General features: G+C 62.8%; 14 protein-coding genes. 4 read left to right on the forward strand and 10 right to left on the reverse strand.

From position 1 onward, the window contains the following. Nucleotides 1–40: 40 nt before the first annotated feature. The 3 genes from J4E53_RS23915 to J4E53_RS23925 form a co-directional block, all read right to left on the reverse strand. A complete protein-coding gene (locus J4E53_RS23915; protein ID WP_060738190.1) occupies nt 41–496 on the reverse strand; it encodes a DUF2214 family protein in 456 nt (151 codons plus the stop codon). 174 nt (nt 497–670) lie between these two features. Continuing rightward, nucleotides 671–2,053, reverse strand: a complete 1,383-nt coding sequence (gene cysS, locus J4E53_RS23920; RefSeq protein ID WP_103311022.1) for a cysteine--tRNA ligase — start codon at nt 2,051–2,053, stop codon at nt 671–673. Between the two features lie 20 nt (nt 2,054–2,073). Then, nucleotides 2,074–3,774 (reverse strand): glutamine--tRNA ligase/YqeY domain fusion protein, encoded by a 1,701-nt coding sequence (locus tag J4E53_RS23925; RefSeq protein ID WP_060738192.1) that lies wholly within the window; start codon nt 3,772–3,774, stop codon nt 2,074–2,076. Nucleotides 3,775–4,023: 249 nt separating this feature from the next. Between J4E53_RS23925 and J4E53_RS23930 the strand changes: the two genes are divergently transcribed. Then, nucleotides 4,024–4,527 carry a peptidylprolyl isomerase gene (locus J4E53_RS23930; RefSeq protein ID WP_060743046.1) on the forward strand — a complete coding sequence of 168 codons (504 nt, stop codon included), beginning with the start codon at nt 4,024–4,026 and terminating at the stop codon, nt 4,525–4,527. After that, complete coding sequence (locus J4E53_RS23935; RefSeq protein WP_060738193.1) at nt 4,524–5,273, forward strand: UDP-2,3-diacylglucosamine diphosphatase; 750 nt, start codon at nt 4,524–4,526, stop codon at nt 5,271–5,273. Before J4E53_RS23930 ends, J4E53_RS23935 begins: the two co-directional genes overlap by 4 nt. Nucleotides 5,274–5,428: 155 nt before the next feature. On the opposite strand, the gene J4E53_RS23940 is transcribed toward J4E53_RS23935, so the two are convergent. The 7 genes from J4E53_RS23940 to J4E53_RS23970 all read right to left on the reverse strand — a co-directional run bounded on the left by J4E53_RS23940 (nt 5,429) and on the right by J4E53_RS23970 (nt 16,655). Beyond that, complete coding sequence (locus tag J4E53_RS23940; RefSeq protein WP_103311024.1) at nt 5,429–6,958, reverse strand: DHA2 family efflux MFS transporter permease subunit; 1,530 nt, start codon at nt 6,956–6,958, stop codon at nt 5,429–5,431. Nucleotides 6,959–7,150: 192 nt separating this feature from the next. Further along, nucleotides 7,151–8,350, reverse strand: a complete 1,200-nt coding sequence (locus J4E53_RS23945) for an efflux RND transporter periplasmic adaptor subunit (RefSeq protein ID WP_103311025.1) — start codon at nt 8,348–8,350, stop codon at nt 7,151–7,153. A 15-nt stretch (nt 8,351–8,365) separates the two neighbouring features. Then, nucleotides 8,366–9,835: an efflux transporter outer membrane subunit gene (locus tag J4E53_RS23950; RefSeq protein ID WP_103311026.1), complete on the reverse strand. Its 1,470-nt coding sequence runs from the start codon at nt 9,833–9,835 to the stop codon at nt 8,366–8,368. Beyond that, nucleotides 9,832–10,305: a MarR family winged helix-turn-helix transcriptional regulator gene (locus J4E53_RS23955; protein ID WP_053183538.1), complete on the reverse strand. Its 474-nt coding sequence runs from the start codon at nt 10,303–10,305 to the stop codon at nt 9,832–9,834. Before J4E53_RS23955 ends, J4E53_RS23950 begins: the two co-directional genes overlap by 4 nt. A 226-nt stretch (nt 10,306–10,531) precedes the next feature. Then, a complete protein-coding gene (locus J4E53_RS23960) occupies nt 10,532–14,218 on the reverse strand; it encodes a translocation/assembly module TamB domain-containing protein (RefSeq protein WP_103311197.1) in 3,687 nt (1,228 codons plus the stop codon). Further along, nucleotides 14,215–15,942 (reverse strand): autotransporter assembly complex family protein, encoded by a 1,728-nt coding sequence (locus J4E53_RS23965; protein ID WP_207268195.1) that lies wholly within the window; start codon nt 15,940–15,942, stop codon nt 14,215–14,217. The genes J4E53_RS23960 and J4E53_RS23965 overlap by 4 nt, the downstream gene beginning before the upstream one ends. A 65-nt stretch (nt 15,943–16,007) precedes the next feature. Then, a complete protein-coding gene (locus J4E53_RS23970; protein WP_060738199.1) occupies nt 16,008–16,655 on the reverse strand; it encodes an N-acetyltransferase in 648 nt (215 codons plus the stop codon). A 237-nt stretch (nt 16,656–16,892) separates the two neighbouring features. Between J4E53_RS23970 and xthA the strand changes: the two genes are divergently transcribed. Beyond that, a complete protein-coding gene (xthA, locus tag J4E53_RS23975) occupies nt 16,893–17,705 on the forward strand; it encodes an exodeoxyribonuclease III (RefSeq protein WP_060738200.1) in 813 nt (270 codons plus the stop codon). Between the two features lie 199 nt (nt 17,706–17,904). Further along, the gene (locus tag J4E53_RS23980) at nt 17,905–19,239 is read left to right on the forward strand and encodes a substrate-binding domain-containing protein (protein WP_103311419.1); all 1,335 of its coding nucleotides are present in this window, start codon (nt 17,905–17,907) and stop codon (nt 19,237–19,239) included. The last annotated feature ends 78 nt before the right edge of the window (nt 19,240–19,317 follow it).

A 19,317-nucleotide genomic window follows, 5' to 3' on the forward strand; every position in this document is an offset into this window, starting at 1 on the left:
GTTTCGTTTTAATGATGACGAAGCAGGCGTTCGCGGCCGGTCAGCCCAAGCCAACGCCGCGCGCCATGCCTGTGGCGGCGACGACCATCAAGATCAGTAACAAGGCTTCGATGTGGCTGATCCGTGCAAGTCGGCCGGCTTTCGAAGGATCGATCGCCCTCCCTTTGCCCAGTGCCATCCGCCATTTGATCAAGGCGATCATCGGCACGATCTCTAGCAGCAGAATCAGCAGCAGCAACGTCATCTTCAAGTGAAAAAGCGGCTGATGCAGGTAGTAATCCGTGCCTTTTTCGTACCCGCCGAAAGCGCGCATCCCCCCGGTCACCAACAGCACCAGGGCCGACAGGCCCCACAGGTTGTCTGCAACCAAGACACCCCGCACCGCGTCCACACCGCCCGCCAGGCGCCGTAGCGCCGTGCCGCGCGTCAGCACCGCCCAAAACCCGAGGGCGAACGCCAGCAGATGAATTGCCGCAAGCGACCAATGAGCCAACATGGAAGACTCCTGACAGTGGGAACGTCGAATCGACCAGACAGTACTAGCTCATGAAGGAATGATTGCCAGGCTGAGCACAAAAAAATTGTGGGATCTTCAATGTATGCGATGCCTGGAACCACTCAAAAAACTGTGGGAGCGGGCTTGCCCGCTCCCACATAGACCCGGGTGGACTCAGTCCGCCAGACGCCAGGTCGTCCCGCCCTTCCCGTCTTCCAGCACCACGCCCATGGCGGTGAGCTGGTCGCGGATGCGGTCGGATTCGGCCCAATCCTTGTTGGCCCGGGCAGCCAGGCGCGCCTGGATCAATGCCTCCACCTCGGCGGCGTCCACACGGCCTGCGGCACCGGCCTGCAGGAAGTCATCGGCTTCGAGCTGCAACACACCCAGTACGCTGGCCAGTTCTTTCAGGCGGGCCGCCAGGCCGGCCGCGGCATTGAGATCGCTCTCACGCAGGCGGTTGATCTCACGCACCATCTCGAACAGCACCGCGCAGGCTTCCGGCGTGCCGAAGTCGTCGTTCATCACTTCGGTGAAACGCGCCACGAACGCTTCGCCACCGGCAGGCGGCACGGCGGGCAGGCCCTTCAACGCATGATAGAAACGCTCCAGGGCACCCTTGGCGTCCTTGAGGTTATCTTCCGAGTAGTTGATGGCGCTGCGATAGTGGCTCGACACCAACAGGTAACGCACGACTTCCGGGTGATACTTGTCGAGCACGTCGCGGATGGTGAAGAAGTTGTTCAAGGACTTGGACATCTTCTCGCCGTTGATCCGGATCATGCCGCAATGCATCCACGCGTTGGCGTAGGTCTTGCCGGTGGCCGCTTCGCTCTGGGCGATTTCGTTTTCGTGGTGGGGGAACTCCAGGTCGCTACCGCCGCCATGAATGTCGAAGGTCTCGCCCAGGCAGCAGGTGGACATCACCGAGCATTCGATGTGCCAGCCCGGACGCCCGGCGCCCCATGGCGATTCCCAACTCGGCTCGCCCGGCTTGACGCCTTTCCACAGAACGAAGTCCAGCGGATCTTCCTTGGCTTCGTCGACCTCGATCCGCGCACCGATGCGCAGGTCTTCGATCTTCTTGCGCGACAGCTTGCCATAGCCCATGAACTTGCCGACGCGGTAGTACACGTCACCATTGCCCGGGGCGTAGGCGTAGCCCTTGTCGATCAAGGTCTGGATCATCGCATGCATGCCCGGAATATGGTCGGTGGCACGCGGCTCCATGTCCGGCTTCTTGATGTTCAGGCGCGCTTCATCTTCGTGCATCGCCGCGATCATGCGCTCGGTCAACGCTTCGAACGACTCGCCGTTCTCATTGGCGCGGTTGATGATCTTGTCGTCGATGTCAGTGATGTTGCGCACGTAGGTCAGGTCATAACCGCTGAACCGCAGCCAGCGGGTCACCAGGTCGAAGGCGACCATGCTGCGACCATGGCCGAGGTGGCAGTAGTCATACACGGTCATGCCGCAGACGTACATGCGCACCTTGTTGCCATCCAGCGGCTTGAAGACTTCTTTGCTCTTGGTGAGCGTGTTGTAGATCGTAAGCACGGTGTTTCCTTAAGACTTGATCACTGGCCCCACGAATCACGCAGGGTCACGGTACGGTTGAATACCGGCTGACCTGGTTTCGAGTCCTTGATATCCGCGACGAAGTAGCCTTCGCGCTCGAACTGGAAACGGTCTTCCGGCTGTGCATTGCCCAGCGAGGGTTCAGCACGACAACCGGTCAGCACTTGCAGTGAGTCAGGGTTGATGTTGTCCAGGAAACTCGCGCTGTCTTCGGCCTTCTCCGGGTTCGGAGAGCGGAACAGGCGATCGTACAGGCGCACTTCGCACTCGACGCTGGCCGCGGCCGGCACCCAGTGGATCACGCCCTTGACCTTGCGGCCTTCAGGGTTCTTGCCCAGGGTGTCCGGATCGTACGAGCAACGCAGCTCGACGATGTTGCCGTCGGCGTCCTTGATCGCTTCGTCGGCACGGATCACGTAGCTGCCGCGCAGACGCACTTCGCCGTTCGGCTCCAGGCGCTTGTAGCCTTTTGGCGGCTCTTCCATGAAGTCATCGCGGTCGATGTAGATTTCACGGGCGAACGGCAGTTTGCGCACGCCGAGTTCTTCTTTTTGCGGATGACGCGGCAGTTCGAGGTTTTCGACCTGGTCTTGCGGGTAATTGGTGATCACGACCTTCAACGGACGCAACACGCACATGGCGCGCGGGGCATTTGCGTCCAGATCCTGACGGATGCTGAACTCGAGCATGCCGAAATCGACCACACCATCGGAACGGTTGGTGCCGATCATCTCGCAGAAGTTGCGGATCGACGCCGGCGTGTAGCCGCGACGGCGGAAGCCCGACAGCGTCGACATACGCGGATCGTCCCAGCCATTGACGTGTTTCTCGTCCACAAGCTGCTTGAGCTTGCGCTTGCTGGTGATGGTGTAGTTCAGGTTCAAGCGGCTGAATTCGTACTGGCGCGGGGTGGCCGGCACGGGCAGGTGCTCGAGGAACCACTCGTACAACGGACGATGGCTTTCGAACTCCAGGGTGCAGATCGAGTGGGTGATGCCCTCGATGGCGTCCGACTGACCATGGGTGAAGTCATAGTTGGGGTAGATGCACCATTTGTCGCCGGTCTGGTGGTGATGGGCGTGACGGATGCGGTACATGATCGGGTCGCGCAGGTTCATGTTCGGCGAGGCCATGTCGATCTTGGCGCGCAGCACCCGTGCGCCGTCCGGGAACTCACCGGCGCGCATGCGGGCGAACAGGTCCAGGTTCTCTTCCACGCTGCGCTCACGGAACGGGCTGTTCTTGCCCGGCTCGATCAGGCTGCCGCGGTACTCCTTGGCCTGCTCGGGGGTCAGGTCGCACACGTAGGCGTTGCCGGACTTGATCAGCTCCACCGCCCAGTCGTGCAACTGGTCGAAATATTGCGAGGCGTAGCGCACCTCACCGGACCATTCGAAACCCAGCCACTTGACGTCGCTTTCGATCGCGTCGATGTATTCCTGGTCTTCCTTGGCCGGGTTGGTGTCGTCGAAACGCAGGTGCGTGACGCCGCCGAACTCCTGGGCCAGGCCGAAATTCACGCAGATCGACTTGGCATGACCGATGTGCAGGTAGCCGTTGGGCTCCGGCGGGAAACGAGTGACGATCTGTGTGTGCTTACCCGAGTCCAGGTCCGCCTGGATGATCGGGCGCAGGAAATTGACCGGCACGGCCGGGCCGGTCTTGGAATTCGAGGTAGGGTCGACAGTGGGCTTGCTCATAGGATCCTTGAACTTACAAGTGCGCGGCCGGGTGCGGCCTGATAAATCAAAGCCCGTATCATAGCCGATGCTGTCAAGTACCTGACAGGCCAGGCCGGCAAACGATTGAATTTAATCGACGGCCAGATGAAAAACAGCCTCGAAATTCGTGCCCGGCACGCTAAACTGCCCAACCTGGCCGATTGCAGCCAGACCGGTTGCGGGCGTTTGTGCCCCGAAACCCACGAATTCCTTGAAAGAGTACCGACCATGAGCAAAGTCAAACTGACCACCAACTTCGGTGACATCGTTCTGCAACTGAACGCCGAGAAAGCGCCGCTGACCGTGGCCAACTTCATCGAATACGTCAACGCCGGCCACTACGAAAACACCGTGTTCCACCGCGTCATCGGCAACTTCATGATCCAGGGCGGTGGCTTCGAACCGGGCATGAAGGAAAAGAAAGACAAGCGCCCGAGCATCCAGAACGAAGCCGACAACGGCCTGCCGAACAAAAAGTACAGCGTCGCCATGGCCCGTACCATGGAGCCGCATTCGGCTTCCGCGCAGTTCTTCATCAACGTGGCCGACAACAGCTTCCTGAACCACAGCGCCAAGACCGTACAGGGCTGGGGCTACGCAGTGTTCGGTGAAGTGACCGAAGGCACCGACGTGGTCGACAAGATCAAGGGCGTCGCCACCACTTCCAAGGCTGGCCACCAGGACGTCCCGGCAGACGACGTGATCATCGAGAAAGCCGAGATCATTGAGTGATATTGCTGATTTCAGACTTGCATCTGGAAGAGGAGCGCCCGGACATCACCCGGGCGTTTCTGGATTTACTCGCCACACGCGCCCGCTCGGCGCAAGCGTTGTACATTCTGGGCGACTTTTTCGAAGCCTGGATCGGCGACGATGCCATGACGCCGTTCCAGCGTTCCATCTGCCAGGCCCTGCGCGAGTTGAGCGACAGCGGCACGGCCATCTTCCTGATGCACGGCAATCGCGACTTCATGCTGGGGCAAGCCTTTTGCAAAGCGGCCGGCTGCACCCTGCTCAAGGACCCGAGTGTCGTGCAGCTCAATGGCGAGCCGGTGCTGCTGATGCATGGCGACAGCCTCTGCACCCGCGACGAAGGCTACATGAAGCTGCGGCGCTGGCTGCGCAACCCGGTCACGCTGTTCATCCTGCGGCACCTGCCGCTGGGCAGCCGCCAGAAACTGGCGCGCAAACTGCGCAGCGAAAGCCGCACGCAGACACGCATGAAAGCCAATGACATCGTCGACGTCACGCCCGAAGAGATCCCGCGGATCATGCAGCAATACGGCGTGAAGACCCTGGTCCACGGCCACACCCACCGCCCCGCCATCCACAAGCTGCAACTGGGCGAACACGCCGCCCGGCGCATCGTGCTGGGGGATTGGGACAAACAAGGCTGGGCGTTGCAGGTGGATGAACAGGGGTTTGCGTTGGCGCCGTTTGGTTTTGGTAATGCGCAGTTGGCGTTGCCAAGCACTTAAAGACCCCATGAGATGCCTGTGGGAGCAGCCTGTGGGAGCAAGCTTGCTCGCGATGAACGGTGACACGGTCTTGCAGTTGAACCGTGTCGCCTGCATCGCGGGCAAGCCTTGCTCCCACAGGCTCGCTCCCACATTGAATTGCATTGACCTTTGGATCAGTGCCCCGCCGACGCCGGCCCCGCCTTCGCCGCAAACGGCGGTTTGGCCAGCCACACCAGCACGATCAACCCCATGAATGCCCAACCCAGCAGCGTGAAGTAATCCACGGTGGAGAGCATGTACGCCTGGCTGTTGAGAATCTGGTCGAGCTGGGCATAGGCCGGTGTGCTGGCACCGCCAAGCTGGTTGAGCGCCTCGCGGGTGGCCGGCTCGAAAGTGCTGATGCTTTCGCTCAGGTAGGCGTGATGCTGGTCGGCACGGCGAATCCAGATCCAGGTGGTCAACGATGCGGCAAAGCTGCCGCCCAGGGTCCGCAGGAACGTCGCCAGCCCCGCGCCGTCGGCAATCTGGTGCGGCGGCAGGTCCGACATCAGGATGCTCAGGGTCGGCATGAAGAACAGCGCCACGCCGATGCCCATGAACAACTGCACCAAGGCAATGTGCTGGAAGTCCACCTCGTTGGTGAACCCGGCGCGCATGAAGCAGCTCAGGCCGATGGCCAGGAACGCCAGCCCCGCCAGCAAGCGCAGGTCGAACTTGTGGGCGTACTTGCCGACGAAGGGCGACATCAACACCGGCAGGATACCGATGGGTGCCACGGCCAATCCGGCCCAGGTCGCGGTGTAGCCCATCTGGGTCTGCAACCACTGCGGCAGGATCAGGTTGATGCCGAAGAACCCGGCGTAACCGCCCACCAACACAATGGTGCCGATGCGGAAGTTGCGATAGGCGAACAGGCGGAGGTTGACCACCGGGTGGCGGTCGGTCATTTCCCAGATCACGAAGACCGCCAGGGCAATGACTGAAATCAGCGCACCGATGACGATGAAGTTCGATTCGAACCAGTCCAGGTCGTTGCCCTTGTCGAGAATCACCTGGAGCGCGCCAACACCGATGATCAGCGTGATCAATCCCACATAGTCCATCGGCTGATGGCTGGTGACCACCGGCCGCGCCTTGAGCTGCTGGCGCACCACCATCGCCGCGAAGACGCCGATGGGCACATTGATGAAGAAGATCCACGGCCAGCTATAGCTGTCGGTGATCCAGCCGCCGAGGATCGGTCCGGCAATCGGCGCCACCACCGTGACCATCGCCAGCAACGCCAGGGCCATGCCCCGCCTGGCCGGCGGGTAGACGGCGATCAGCAAGGTCTGGGTCATCGGGTACAACGGCCCGGCCACCAGCCCCTGGAGTACCCGAAAGCCAATCAGCTCCGGCATCGAGCTGGAAATGCCACACAAGAATGAAGCGAGCACGAACAGCATCGTCGCCCACAAAAACAACTTCACCTCGCCAAACCGACGGCTGAGCCAGCCAGTGAGCGGCAGGGCGATGGCGTTGCTCACCGCGAACGAGGTGATCACCCAGGTGCCCTGCTCCGAGCTGACGCCCAGGTTGCCGGAAATGGTCGGCAAGGCGACGTTGGCGATGGTGGTGTCGAGCACCTGCATGAACGTCGCCAGCGACAGCCCGATGGTGCTGAGCAACAGGCTGGGCGGCGTGAAGGACGCGTTATTGCTCATTGCGAAATCCTATGAAGCGAAGAGAGTCTATCGCGGGCAAGCCTTGCTCCCACTGGATCCAGGGTCGCCTGAACTCAGTGGGTAGGACACAAAACCTGTGGAGCCGAGCTTGCTCGCGATGAGGCCCTTGCAGTCAATATCTCTGTAGCCGGTCATACCGCTATCGCGAGCAAGCTCGGCTCCCACAACTGATCAGCGCTGCGCGGTTTTGCTCGCCGCGGAACTGTTGTCGTGGATCAGGCGGGTGATCATCGCGTCGGCCTCGGCCAACTGCCGGTCATAGACCTGGGTACTGAACGAGGCTTTCTGCGGTGGCTGTTGGGCCAACACCGGGCCGCTCTGGTCGTGCAGGTTGACGCTGACCTGGGTCGAAAGGCCAACTCGCAGCGGATGCTTGGCCAGTTCTTCGGCGTTGACATGAATGCGCACCGGCACCCGCTGGACGATCTTGATCCAGTTACCGGTGGCGTTCTGCGCCGGCAGCAAGGCAAACGCACTGCCGGTCCCGGCGCCCAGGCTGTCGATGGTGCCGCTGAACTTCACATCGCTGCCGTACAGGTCGGCTTCGATGTCCACCGGCTGGCCGATGCGCATGTCGCGCAGTTGGGTTTCCTTGAAGTTGGCGTCGATCCACAATTGGTCCAACGGGATCACTGCCATCAACGCCGTGCCCGGCTGCACCCGTTGGCCCAGTTGCACGGTGCGCTTGGCCACATAGCCGGTGACCGGTGCGATCAAGGTGCTGCGGGCGTTGGTCAGGAAGGCCTGGCGCAATTGCGCGGCGGCCGCTTGCACGTCGGGATGGGACGAGACCACGGTATCGTCCACCAAGGCGCTGGTGGTCTTGAGCTGTTGCCGGGCATTGGCGAGGGCATTCTGCGCCGAGGTCAGGTCATCCCGGGCGTGGGACAGTTCCTCCTGGGAAATCGCTCCGCCGGCCGCCAGGTTCTTGCGTCGGCTGTAGTTTTCCTGGGCCTTCTGCACTTCGGCCTCTTGGGCATTGACCTGCGCCCGCATGCCATCGACGTTGCTGTACAAGCCACGCACCTGGCGCACGGTCCGGGCCAGGTTGGCCTGGGCACTTTGCAGCCCGACTTCGGCGTCGTTCGGGTCGAACTGCACCAGCACCTGGCCTTCACGCACCAGGTCGCCGTCATCGGCACCGATGCTCACCACGGTGCCGGTCACCAACGGCGTGATCTCCACCACGTTGCCGTTCACATAGGCATCGTCGGTGCTTTCGCTCCAGCGGCCATACAGTTCATGCCAGCCCCACACACCCAGGCCCGCGAGGATGACGATCAGCGCCAGTGCCAACAGCATGACCTTGCGCTTGCGTGGGTTGCCGCTGTCTTGTGTATGTTCGGATTGAGTCGTTTCGGCAGTCGCCATGACAAGTACCTCGAATCAGTGAGTCGGCGTGGCAGGGGTCGGCGTGGCCGCCGCCAGGGTCTGGGCTTCGAAACCACCGCCCAGGGCCTGCATCAGTTGGATCGACAAATCGATCTGCTCGGCATTCAGGTTCGCCAGTTGGCGCTGGGCCTGGAGCAATTGCTGCTCGATGCTCAGCACGTCCAGGTAATTACCGATGCCCGAGCCGTAGCGCTGGACCACGGTGTCGTAAGAGTTCTGCGCGATGTCGGTGGCATGTTGCTGGGCACCGATCTGGCGAGCGATGTCGCGCAACTGGTTGATGGTGTCACTGACATCGCCAAGGGCCGTGACCAGGCTCTTGTTGTACTGCGCCACCGCCAGGTCGTAATCGGCGTCCCGGGCATCCAGGTCCGCCCGCAGGCGGCCACCGTCGAAGATCGGCAACGACACGGTGGGCGCCACGTTGAAGAAGCGGCTGGCCGAACCGAACATCGCATCGCCGAGCAATGACTGCACCCCCGCCGCCGCGCTCAAGTTGAGGTTGGGGTAGAAGTTGGTCTTGCCGGCCTCGATGTTCTTGCTGGCCGCCTCGACCCGCCAGCGCGCCGCGACCAGGTCCGGACGGCGGCCCAGCAACTCGGCCGGCAGGTTCGACGGCAAGGCGACCGCGCTGGCTTGCAACACGTTGGGCCGGGCGATTTCATTGCCGCGGTCCGGGCCCTTGCCCAGTAGCACCGCCAGGGCGATCTTGGCGCTTTGCAGGCGTTTTTCTGCGTCGATCAAGGTCGCATCGGCGCTGGCTTCCAGGCTTTCGGTCTGCTGGAACTGGTACTCGCTGTCGATCCCGGCGCTGAGGCGGCGCTTGCCCAGGTCGAGCATCTGCCGGGTGCGCTTGAGGTCTTCGGCGGCCAGGTCATGAATGATGTGGGCCTGGCCCAGGTCGCTGTAGGCCCGGGCCACATCGGCGGCCAGGGTCAGTTGCGCGGCCTGGCGATCGATCTCGGCGGCGCGGGCCTGGCCCAGGGCGGCTTCCCAGGCGGCACGCTGGCCACCCCAGAGGTCGAAGTTGTAGTTGAAGTCCACACTCAGCGAACGCAGGGTGCTGTATGCCCCGCCCTGCCCTTGCGGATCCTGGTCACGGGCCAGACGCGAACGGCTGACGCTGCCACTGGCATCCAGGGTCGGCATGCGCGCCGCGTTGGCGGCATAGGCCGCGGCACTGGCCTGGTGGACCCGGGCGCTGGCGACCTGCATGTCCGGGCTGTCGCGCAGGGCTTCACGGATCAGACCGTCGAGCTGCGGATCACCGAGGTTTTTCCACCAGTCGTTTTTCGGCCACGCGGCCGGCGACAGCGTGACCCCGGTCAGGGACTGTCCAGCCTGGAGGCTCTTGGCCTCGAGGCTGACGCCTTCGGTCTTCAGGCCGCTGTAGCTGGCACAACCGGCGAGGCTCATGGCCAACAGCACCAGGCTCAAGTGGGTACGCAAGGTTTGACGTTTCATTTCTCCCCCAATCGCAACACGGTGATGGGATCACCGGCAGCGAGCAGTATTTTCTTGAGGATGTCTTCGAGGGTTTGCAGCTCCTCGCGGCTGATGGCGCTGGCCAACTGGTTCATGGCGTCGGCACCAATGAACGGCAGGCGATCAGCGAGGGCCTGGCCGGCTTCGGTCAGCACCAGTTGCACCTGGCGCCGATCCTCTGCCGAGCGCTGGCGGACCAGGAAACCTTTCTGCTCCAGGCGATCGAGCATCCGCGTCATCGAGCCGCTGTCCAGGGACAGGTAGCGACACAGCTCGACCGGCGTGTCGATGCCGTGCTGGGCCATGATGATCAACACCTTGAACTGGGCGGCGGTAATGCCGACGGGCTCCATGTGGGTGTCGATGATCCGGTCCTTGAGCAGCGCGGCGCGGCCGAGCAGCATGCCGAGGTGGCAATTGTGAAATTCGTCTGGGGTGAAATGCTTCATCTGAGCACCGTTTGCTGCCTAGGCAGTGAATGTATGTCGAGATATTACTGCTTAGGCAGCAAATGTCAAACAAATAGTTAGCTTGCTATTCACCAACAGACAAAATGCAGACATCCCTGTGGGAGCGAGCTTGCTCGCGATAGCGGTATGACCTTCAACTTCTTCGTTGACTGACACGCCGCTATCGCGAGCAAGCTCGCTCCCACAAGGGTTTGGGGGAAGGGGTTTAGAAATCGCGCTTGTAGAAGATATCCAGCGAACTGGCGACGCCGCTGGCGGCTTCGAGGTACACCTTCTTGCTGAGCTTGTAGCGCAGGGCGATGGTGTTGGCCGGTTCGAACACGCCGACGCCGTAGCGCAGGCTGAGTTTTTCCGAGAGGTTGCCGCTGGCGACCACGCTGGTGGTGTTGCCGCTGCCTTGGGTGTCGAGCTGGAAGTCATCGATGCCCAGGTTATTGGCCAGGCTGCTGGTCACGCCCGAGCTGCCCATCAGCCCCAGGCCCAGCGCCGCCTGGGCGAGCATGTTGTTGTCCTCGCCCGTGGTGCTCAGCGGCCGGCCCAGTACCAGGTAGGACAACGCCTGCTCCTGGCTCATGGCCGGCTCCGAGAAGATTTGCGTGGTCGGTTGCTCGGCGCTGCCGCTCAAGCGGATGCCGGCGATCACGTCGTCGGTCTGGCGAATCGCTTCGATGTCCAGGTAGGGCTGGTCGATGGGCCCGGCGAACAGCAGCCGGGCCCGACGCACCGTCAACCGTTGCCCGTAGGCCCGATAGCGGCCGTCGTTGAGCCACAGTTCACCGCGGGTGTCCATGTTGTCGCCGATGTGCACTTGCCCCTGGACGTTGGCCGTCAGGCCGAAACCCGAGAACGCGAGTTTGTCCTGGCCGACGATCACGTCGATGTCCATCGCCATGGCTATCGGCGCCTTGCCCTCCTCGGTCTGGTGGCCGACGATCACCGTGTCATCCGACACCTTGACGGTGGACGGCGGCAGTTCGCGGACGGTGATCTCGCCTTTGGGCACCAGGACCTTGCCGGCAATGGAAAGCTGCTCGCCCTGCATCGTGATGTTCAGGTCCGGGGCGACATCGAGCACCGCGTACGGTTCGACGGTGACCGGCAGTTGCGAGCCCTTGAGAGCCAGGTTCAGGGTCAGGGCTTCGCCCCAGCCGATGTTCCCGGTCAGGCTGCCCTGCCCGCGCTTGCCGCTTTTCCAGGCACCGTCGAGCCGTACCGTTTCACCGGCAATCATCGCCCGCACCTGCAGGGCTTCGAGGCTGATCGGCAGTTCCGGGCCGGAGACTTCGCCGTCGCTGAGCACCAGGTTGCCGTTGACCTGGGGTGCGAGCAAACCACCCGACAACGTCCCGCTGCCGTTCAGGTGACCGGTGAGGGTTTCCACCATCGGCACGAACGGCCGGGCCACGGACAAGTCCAGGCCGGTCAGGCGAAACGAACCGCTCAAGGGCTTGCTGGCCGGCAGCGGATTGATCTGCGCCTGGAGCACCAGCTCGCCGAGCTTGGCGCCGACGAAATTCAGGTCGGTGTCGATGCGCTTGGGGGTCAGGCGGCTATTGAGCGTCAAGGTCTGGTAGGGGAAGTCCAGCCATTGCGCCTTGTCCCCGGCCTTGTCACGGATGCGCAACGTACCGCCACTGGCGTCCACCAGGATCCGGCCATTCGGGCCACTCGCCGGCAGGTCCAGTTGCAGGTCCGCATTGAGCCGGCCCTGCCAGGCAAAATCCTTGGGCATCCACTGGGCCAGGCTTTCGATGGGGAATTGCTTGAGGTGATAGCGCAGCTTCGGCTCCGGCATCAGCCGCTGGTCTTCACCGCACAGGCTGGCATCAAAGGAACGCCAGCAGTGAGCGCCAACGTTGAGCGTGCCATCGGCCAGGCGTTCCAGTTTTGCCGGGGCTTGCAGGCGCCAGGCTTGACCGCCGGCCTGCACCTCGCCGCTGGCCAGGCGTCCGCGCCAATTGCCCTGGTCGAGGGCGCCGTCGAGCGCCAGGGTCGTGTCGAGCTGCGGCCCTTGCAAGTCCAGGTTGAGTGTTTGCCGTTTGATGTCACCCTGCCCGCTGACGGTCAGCGCGCCCAGGGACGTTTCGCCGGCGCGTATGCCGCTGGCCTTGAGGTCGAGCTTGCCGCGCTGGGCGCTGTCGAGGGTCGCGTCCAGGTTCAGGCTTTGCAAGCGATTGTCCTGCAACGCCAATTGCGTGCCTTGCAGACCGAGCTTGCCTTGGGGCGCCTTGAGCGTGCCGGCGACATCGACCCGGCCAACGACCTGGCCGCGCAATTGCGGCCAGAGCTGGGCAAGACGGGCGAGCTTGATGTCGATCTGGCCGGTGAGTTTCTGTTGCAGGTTGCCGGTGCCATTGATGCGGTTATCTCCCAGGCGGATGTCCAGCGCGCTGAGGTTCCACTGCTCGCCGGCACCACTGGCCTTGGCCTGGAACAGCGCCGGTTGGCCCCGCAGCTTGCCCTTGAGATCCAGGTCCGCGTCGAGCTCGAGGCGGTCGTTCTTCATCGCGCCTTTGCTGCGCAACGGTCCGGCCAGGGTCCCGGGCAACTCGCCGAGCCAATACGCCGGGTTGATGGCCGACAGTTGCAGCGCCGTGTCCCAAGCGATGCCGTCGGCAAATTGCAGGCTCAGGTGTCCTTCGGCCTTGCCCTGCCCCGCGGCGAGCTTGAGTTGCGGCAGATGGATTTGCGTCAGGTTGCCGCTGAACGGGCTGTCCAGGCTGAACGCCCCGGCGGGGCCGTCCAGCGCGGCCTGGAAATTGCCCAGGTAGTTGCCATCGGTGTACGAGACTTCGCCATTGAAGCTGCGCAATGTCACTTGCGGCTCGTCGATCAGCGGATACAGGCGATGCCAAGGGAAATCCAGCCAGGCGACTTTCGCCTCGGCGCTCAAGCCGTCGCGCCAGTCCACTTGCCCGCTGAGTTTCAGGCTCTGCTGATTGCCGGCGTCCAGATCCAGGCCGGCGATCCGTGCGCCATTGGCGTCCACGGTGCCTTGCAGCAGCAATGCCACTGGCCCTTTTTCGGCGGGCAACGTCGCCTTGCCAAGCAATTGATAGCCTTTTTTCAGATCGCCTTCGCCGGTCAATTCCAACTGATTGAGCAACAGCGTGTCTGGCAGATCGGCGCTGGCCTTGAAACCGTCGGCGGTAATGCGCACCTTGGCGGGCAGGTTGTCCGCCAGCGGTTGCAGCTCACCGGTCAACTGGCCTTGCAGGTAGCCGCTACTGTCGGCCTTGAGGTTGAGGGTCTTGAGCAGATTGCCGTCGACTTTCAGGTCCAGGGCCCAGGGCGTGGCCCCCGGCGCGGGCAAGGTCAATCGGCCTTCGGCATTCAACGGCCAGTCGCCGCCGGGCTTGAGCAAGCCGGACAGCTTCAGGCCCAGCTCGTCGCGCTGCAACTGCACCGAGTCGATCTGCAGGCCCTCGGCGGTCCAATGGGCAGCCAATTGCAGGCCCTTGAGTTGCTCGCTGCCGTTGAACGACAGGCTGCCGACTTGCACATCGCCCAATTCGATCGCGAGCGGCAAGTCCAGGTCCGGCAAGCTGATCGGGCCGCTGCTCGGCGCATCGGTCGAAGCGGGCAACTGCAAGGCGACCTGGTCGGCCTTGAGCTGTTCGATGCACAGGGTCATGCGCGCCAGGCACAACGGCGACCAGGCGAATATCACTCGATCCAACGCCACCCGACTGTCGCCCTGCTGCCACAGCAGGTGATCGGCGCTCCACTGCCCGCCCAGCCGGCCCTGGAAATTCTCCACGGCCAGCCCCGGCACCAGGCCAAGGGCCCAGCGGCTGCCAAATGCCGTGCCCAGCACCGTGCTCAAGGCCAGCACGACCGCCAGCAGCCCCCCAACGAGGGCCAGTAGCGTTATTTTCACACCACGCTTCACAGCTCAGGCCCCATGGAAAAGTGCAACCGGATGCCGCCTTCATCGTCCATCGCATGGGCCAGGTCGAGGCGGATCGGCCCCACCGGCGACACCCAGCGCACGCCGACACCCACGCCGGTCTTCAGGCTCGGCAGCTCAAGGCTGTTGAAGGAGTTGCCCTGGTCGATGAACGTCGCCACTCGCCATTTTTCCGCGATGGAATACTGATACTCGAGGCTGCCGGCGACCATATAGCGACCACCGATACGGTCGCCCTCGGAGTTTTCCGGCGACAGGCTCTGGTAGTCGTAACCCCGCACGCTCTGGTCGCCACCGGCGAAAAAGCGCAGGGACGGTGGAATGGATTTGTAGCCATTGGTGGCGCTGCCGCCGATTTGCGCCCGCGCCAGCAAGCGATGCTTGTCGAACACCGTGGTCAGGCCCTTCACCATGGCGGTGCCGTATACAAGGTTATTGTCCGAGCCCAGCCCTTCCTTGGCGACCTTGGTGTCGAACTGCAAACGGTAGCCGTTGTGCGGGTCGATGCGGTTGTCGCTGCGCAGATAGGAATAGCTCACGCCCGGCATCAACAGCGTGCTCAGGCCCGCATCGTCGCCGAGGCGGTATTCCTCGCGCTGCCACTTGAGCGACACCACCCGCTGCCAGCCGCTGGGCAACTTGCTGTGCCATTCCGGGCCCACGGTGAGCAGTTTGCTGAGGCTGTCGGTGCCGGCCAGTTCTTCATATTGATAACCGCCGGCGTAGCGCATCTTGTCGGTCAGCGGCGGGTCCAGCGGCACGTCGTACCACAGGCCGACGTTTTGCCGGGGCGCCGACACTTCCGCTTCCCAGCCATAGCTGTGGCCCTGGGGGTTGACCCAGTGGCGCGTCCAGTTGGCTTTGGCCCGGGGGCCGACATCGGTGGAAAAACCCAGGCCAAGGCCCATGGTGCGTGGCTTGCGCGTGTCGAGCTTGACCGCCACCGGAATGACATTGTTGGTGGCGGCGGTGGGGGCCGCATCCACCCGAACACCTTCGAAATAGCCGCTCGATTGCAAGGCCTGGTTGAGTTCGGCAATCAGCTCGGAATCGTACGCCGTGCCGGCCTTGAACGGCACCATGCGTTGCAGCAGGTCTTCGTCGAATGGCGTGTCGCCCTCGAAGCTCACCGGGCCCAAGGCATAGCGCGGGCCGCTGTCGTAGACCAGCTCGATATCGGCGATGCCCGCCTGGGGGTCCACCAGGAGTTTCTGCTGGGTGAAACGCCCGCTGAAATAACCGTAACGCGAGGCCTGGTTCTGGATCACCCGCTTGGCGTCTTCATAGCGACCATGGTTGAGTACCGCGCCGGGCTTCAGCGCGGCATTGCCGGGCACGCGAAAAGCCTTGAGCGAAGCCGCCGGCCCATCGATGCGCACGGTGACGTTGCGCAGGTGCACCGGCTCGCCGGGGTCGATGGTCAGCACCAGCCGTGGATCCTTGCCGCCCTTGACCTCGCTGTCGATCTGCGGCTGGTAGTAGCCCAGCGCCTGGGCGGCCTTGCGCGCCTGTTCCTCGGCGCCGCGACTGAAGCGCAGCAAGGCTTCCTCGTCACGGTCCCCCACGCCACCGATATAACCTTCGACGTTGGCCTTGAGTTCATCATTGGACGGCTGGACGCGTACTTCCAATTCACTGTTTGCCAGTGCCGCACAGCTGAGGGACAGCAAGAGCGCGCCACGGGTCATTCTTCCTGGGAGATTCATGGCGCGGATGCTATCACGAGCGTAGGTGCTTGATAGAGCCAGACATTTCCTAAAAGTTCGCCCGACTATGCCGTTGCGCTTTGCAGAATCTGCGGGTTGGCGTGGAAGAACACATGCTCGCGGATCGGTCCTACCGCGACTTCACCGATTTCCTCGTATCCCTGGCGTTTATAGAACTCAAGGTAGCGCGGGTTTCCGGTGTCCAGCACCACCCCTTGGGAATGCTCGTCCACCGCACACCAGTTATGGACCGCCTCGAGCAACTGCTCGCCGAAATGCTTGCCCTGGAACTGTGGGTGCACCCCCAGCAGCGGCAATACATGGACTGCGTCCGACGGCAGGCAGGCCAGCACCGCCGCGTGGTACTCCAGATAGCGCCGGGTGCAGCGAAAACCGGTGCTCAAGACCATGCGCAGGCGCCAGGCCCAGCTTTCGGTGATGCCCAGGCGCCGCTGCGGCGGGGCGATCAGGGCGATACCAATCAGGCGGTCGTTGACCAGCAGGCCGATGGCCGGCAGGTCCTGGAGAAAATGCTGCTTGACCAGCTCACGCACCGTGGCCCGGACCCGCTGTTCATAACCGGGACGCTCGGATTCGAACAGGTAGCTGAAGGTAGGCTCATGGCGATAGGCCTGGTACAGCAACGAACGGGCTTCGCGGGAATAACCACTGTCGAGCATATGGACGTCGGCGATGGCGGCGGTTTCAGGCATGATGGCAGATCTCCTGGGCGGGCTCGGTGAAGCCTGAGCAAAGACCTTGTGGGAGCAAGGCTTGCCCGCGATGAAAGCGATACGGTCTTTCAGGAATCGAGTTGTCTGTTTCGCGAGCAAGCTTTGCTCCCACAAAGCGTTCGCCAAAAGGACATTAGCAGCGCATTTGTCCTACTGCCACGCTGGCTCCCTTCCCACATGTCAGCTAGCATCGCAGTTTTGCCAGGACAGCCGACCATGAAGATCGTCTCCTTCAACATCAACGGGCTGCGCGCCCGCCCCCATCAGCTGGCGGCGCTGATCGAGAAGCACCAGCCGGATGTGATCGGGCTGCAGGAAACCAAGGTTCACGACGAACAATTCCCCCTGGCTGAGGTGCAGGCCCTGGGTTACCACGTGCATTACCACGGGCAAAAAGGCCACTACGGCGTCGCCCTGCTCTCCCGCCAGGCGCCGCTGAGCCTGTACAAAGGTTTCGAAAGTGACGACGAGGACGCCCAGCGGCGCTTCATCTGGGGCACCTTCGCCGATGCCAACGGCGCACCGGTGACCATCATGAACGGTTACTTCCCCCAGGGTGAAAGCCGTGACCATCCGACCAAATTCCCGGCCAAGGAGCGGTTCTACAGCGATTTGCAGCAACTGCTGGAAAGCCGCTTCAGCAACGACCAGCCGGTGGTGGTGATGGGCGACGTGAACATTTCCCCGGAAGACTGCGACATCGGCATCGGCCCGGACAACATGAAGCGCTGGTTGAAAACCGGCAAATGCAGCTTCTTGCCGGAAGAGCGCGAATGGATGGCCCGCCTGAAGAACTGGGGCCTGGTGGACAGCTTCCGCCACCTGAACCCGGACGTCACCGACCGTTTCAGTTGGTTCGACTACCGCAGCCGCGGTTTCGAGGACGAGCCCAAGCGCGGCCTGCGCATCGACCTGATCCTCACCTCCCACGGCCTGCTGCCGCGGGTCAAGGACGCTGGCGTGGACTATGAGCTGCGGGGCATGGAAAAACCGTCGGACCACGCGCCGATCTGGTTGCAGTTGAGCTGATTGCGTCCCCCCCCCCTGTGGGAGCGAGCTTGCTCGCGATAGCGATCCAGCTGTCACATTTGATCTTGAATGTGCCGCCGCCATCGCGAGCAAGCTCGCTCCCACATTGGATTTCGGTGCTCCGTCGCACCCCTGTCACCTTTCAGTAACCTGACTGACTTAATCTTCCGGCACTTCCTCGGGTTCAGAAGGTGCCGGCATGCGGCTGTGTGTTGTGGTTTTCATGGGCCTCTGGCTGCCGTTCGTAGCATGGGCCGGCAATTTGCCCATTCCCGAACAAGGCCCTGCCTTGCGCCTCCAGGGCTCCAATACCATCGGCGCGGCGCTGGGGCCGGCCCTGGTCAGAGGCTTGATGGAAGATCAGGGCCTGCTCAGGGTCAGCAGCGAAATCACCGGGCGCGACAACGAGCAGCGCATCGTTGGCCTGACCGCCGATGGCCGGCGGGTGGAAGTCGACATCGCGGCCCACGGCTCCAGCACCGGTTTCACCGCCCTCAAGCAAGCCAGCGCCGACCTGGCGGCCTCTTCCCGGCCGATCAAGGACAGTGAACTGAAGGAATTGTCGTCCCTGGGCGACCTGAAAAGTCCTGCCGCCGAGCAGGTCATCGCCATTGATGGCCTAGCGATCATCCTTCATTCCTCCAACCCGCTGCGCCAACTCGATACCGTGCAACTGGCGCGGATATTCAGCGGCGAGGCAAAAACCTGGGAGGCCGTCGGCGGAACGGGCGGGCCGATTCATTTGTATGCCCGGGATGAACAGTCCGGCACCTACGACACCTTCAAGGAACTGGTCCTCAGCCGACAGGGAAAACAGCTGGATCCTACCGCGCGGCGCTTCGAGTCGAGCGAACAGTTGTCCGACGCTGTCAGCCAGGACCCGCAAGGCATCGGTTTCATCGGTTTGCCCTACGTGCGCCAAGCCAAGGCGCTGGCCATTGTCGACGGCGCTTCCCAACCCATGCTGCCGCTCAACCACTTGATCGCCACCGAAGACTACCCACTCTCCCGGCGCCTGTTCTTCTATTTGCCCCCCTGGGGCACCAACCCGTGGGCCGAGGCATTGGTGGCGTTTACCCAAAGCGATAAAGGCCAGGCCATCGTCGCGGCGAACGGGTTTATCGCCCAGACCGTCCAGGCCATGGCCGTCACGCCGAATGCACTGATGCCCGAGGGGTACCAGGCCCTGAGCCGCCACGCCCAACGCTTGACCGTGAATTTTCGCTTTGAAGAAGGCAGCGCCAGCCTGGACAACAAGGCCCACCAGGACCTGAGCCGCGTGCTCGACTATATACAGCAGCACGGCAAAGCCGACCGACGCGTGACCCTGGTAGGTTTTGGCGACGCCAAGGACGACCCGGCGCGGGCCGACCTGCTGTCCAAACTGCGAGCCATGGCGGTGCGCCGTGAACTGGTCAAATACGGCGTGGCGTTGCGGGAAGTACGAGGGTTCGGCGCCTTGATGCCGGTGGCGGCCAATAGCGGGGATGAAGGCAGGGTTCGGAATCGGCGGGTGGAGGTATGGGTGTACTAGAACGGCGCCATCAAAAAGCGCCCCCCGCTTTTGTGGCGAGGGAGCTTGCTCCCGCTCGGCTGCGCAGCAGTCGTAAAA

The organism is Pseudomonas sp. FW305-28 (assembly GCF_017351395.1).
Lineage (GTDB): Bacteria > Pseudomonadota > Gammaproteobacteria > Pseudomonadales > Pseudomonadaceae > Aquipseudomonas > Aquipseudomonas fluorescens_AA.

What these genes read in the sequence shown, in the direction of transcription:
- J4E53_RS23965 (WP_207268195.1), bottom strand. Translation starts at nt 15,942, where the DNA reads ATGAATCTCCCAGGAAGAATGACCCGTGGCGCGCTCTTGCTGTCCCTC.
- J4E53_RS23940 (WP_103311024.1), bottom strand. Translation starts at nt 6,958, where the DNA reads ATGAGCAATAACGCGTCCTTCACGCCGCCCAGCCTGTTGCTCAGCACC.
- J4E53_RS23930 (WP_060743046.1), top strand. Translation starts at nt 4,024, where the DNA reads ATGAGCAAAGTCAAACTGACCACCAACTTCGGTGACATCGTTCTGCAA.
- J4E53_RS23980 (WP_103311419.1), top strand. Translation starts at nt 17,905, where the DNA reads ATGCGGCTGTGTGTTGTGGTTTTCATGGGCCTCTGGCTGCCGTTCGTA.
- J4E53_RS23945 (WP_103311025.1), bottom strand. Translation starts at nt 8,350, where the DNA reads ATGGCGACTGCCGAAACGACTCAATCCGAACATACACAAGACAGCGGC.
- J4E53_RS23970 (WP_060738199.1), bottom strand. Translation starts at nt 16,655, where the DNA reads ATGCCTGAAACCGCCGCCATCGCCGACGTCCATATGCTCGACAGTGGT.
- J4E53_RS23955 (WP_053183538.1), bottom strand. Translation starts at nt 10,305, where the DNA reads ATGAAGCATTTCACCCCAGACGAATTTCACAATTGCCACCTCGGCATG.
- J4E53_RS23925 (WP_060738192.1), bottom strand. Translation starts at nt 3,774, where the DNA reads ATGAGCAAGCCCACTGTCGACCCTACCTCGAATTCCAAGACCGGCCCG.
- xthA (WP_060738200.1), top strand. Translation starts at nt 16,893, where the DNA reads ATGAAGATCGTCTCCTTCAACATCAACGGGCTGCGCGCCCGCCCCCAT.
- J4E53_RS23915 (WP_060738190.1), bottom strand. Translation starts at nt 496, where the DNA reads ATGTTGGCTCATTGGTCGCTTGCGGCAATTCATCTGCTGGCGTTCGCC.
- J4E53_RS23950 (WP_103311026.1), bottom strand. Translation starts at nt 9,835, where the DNA reads ATGAAACGTCAAACCTTGCGTACCCACTTGAGCCTGGTGCTGTTGGCC.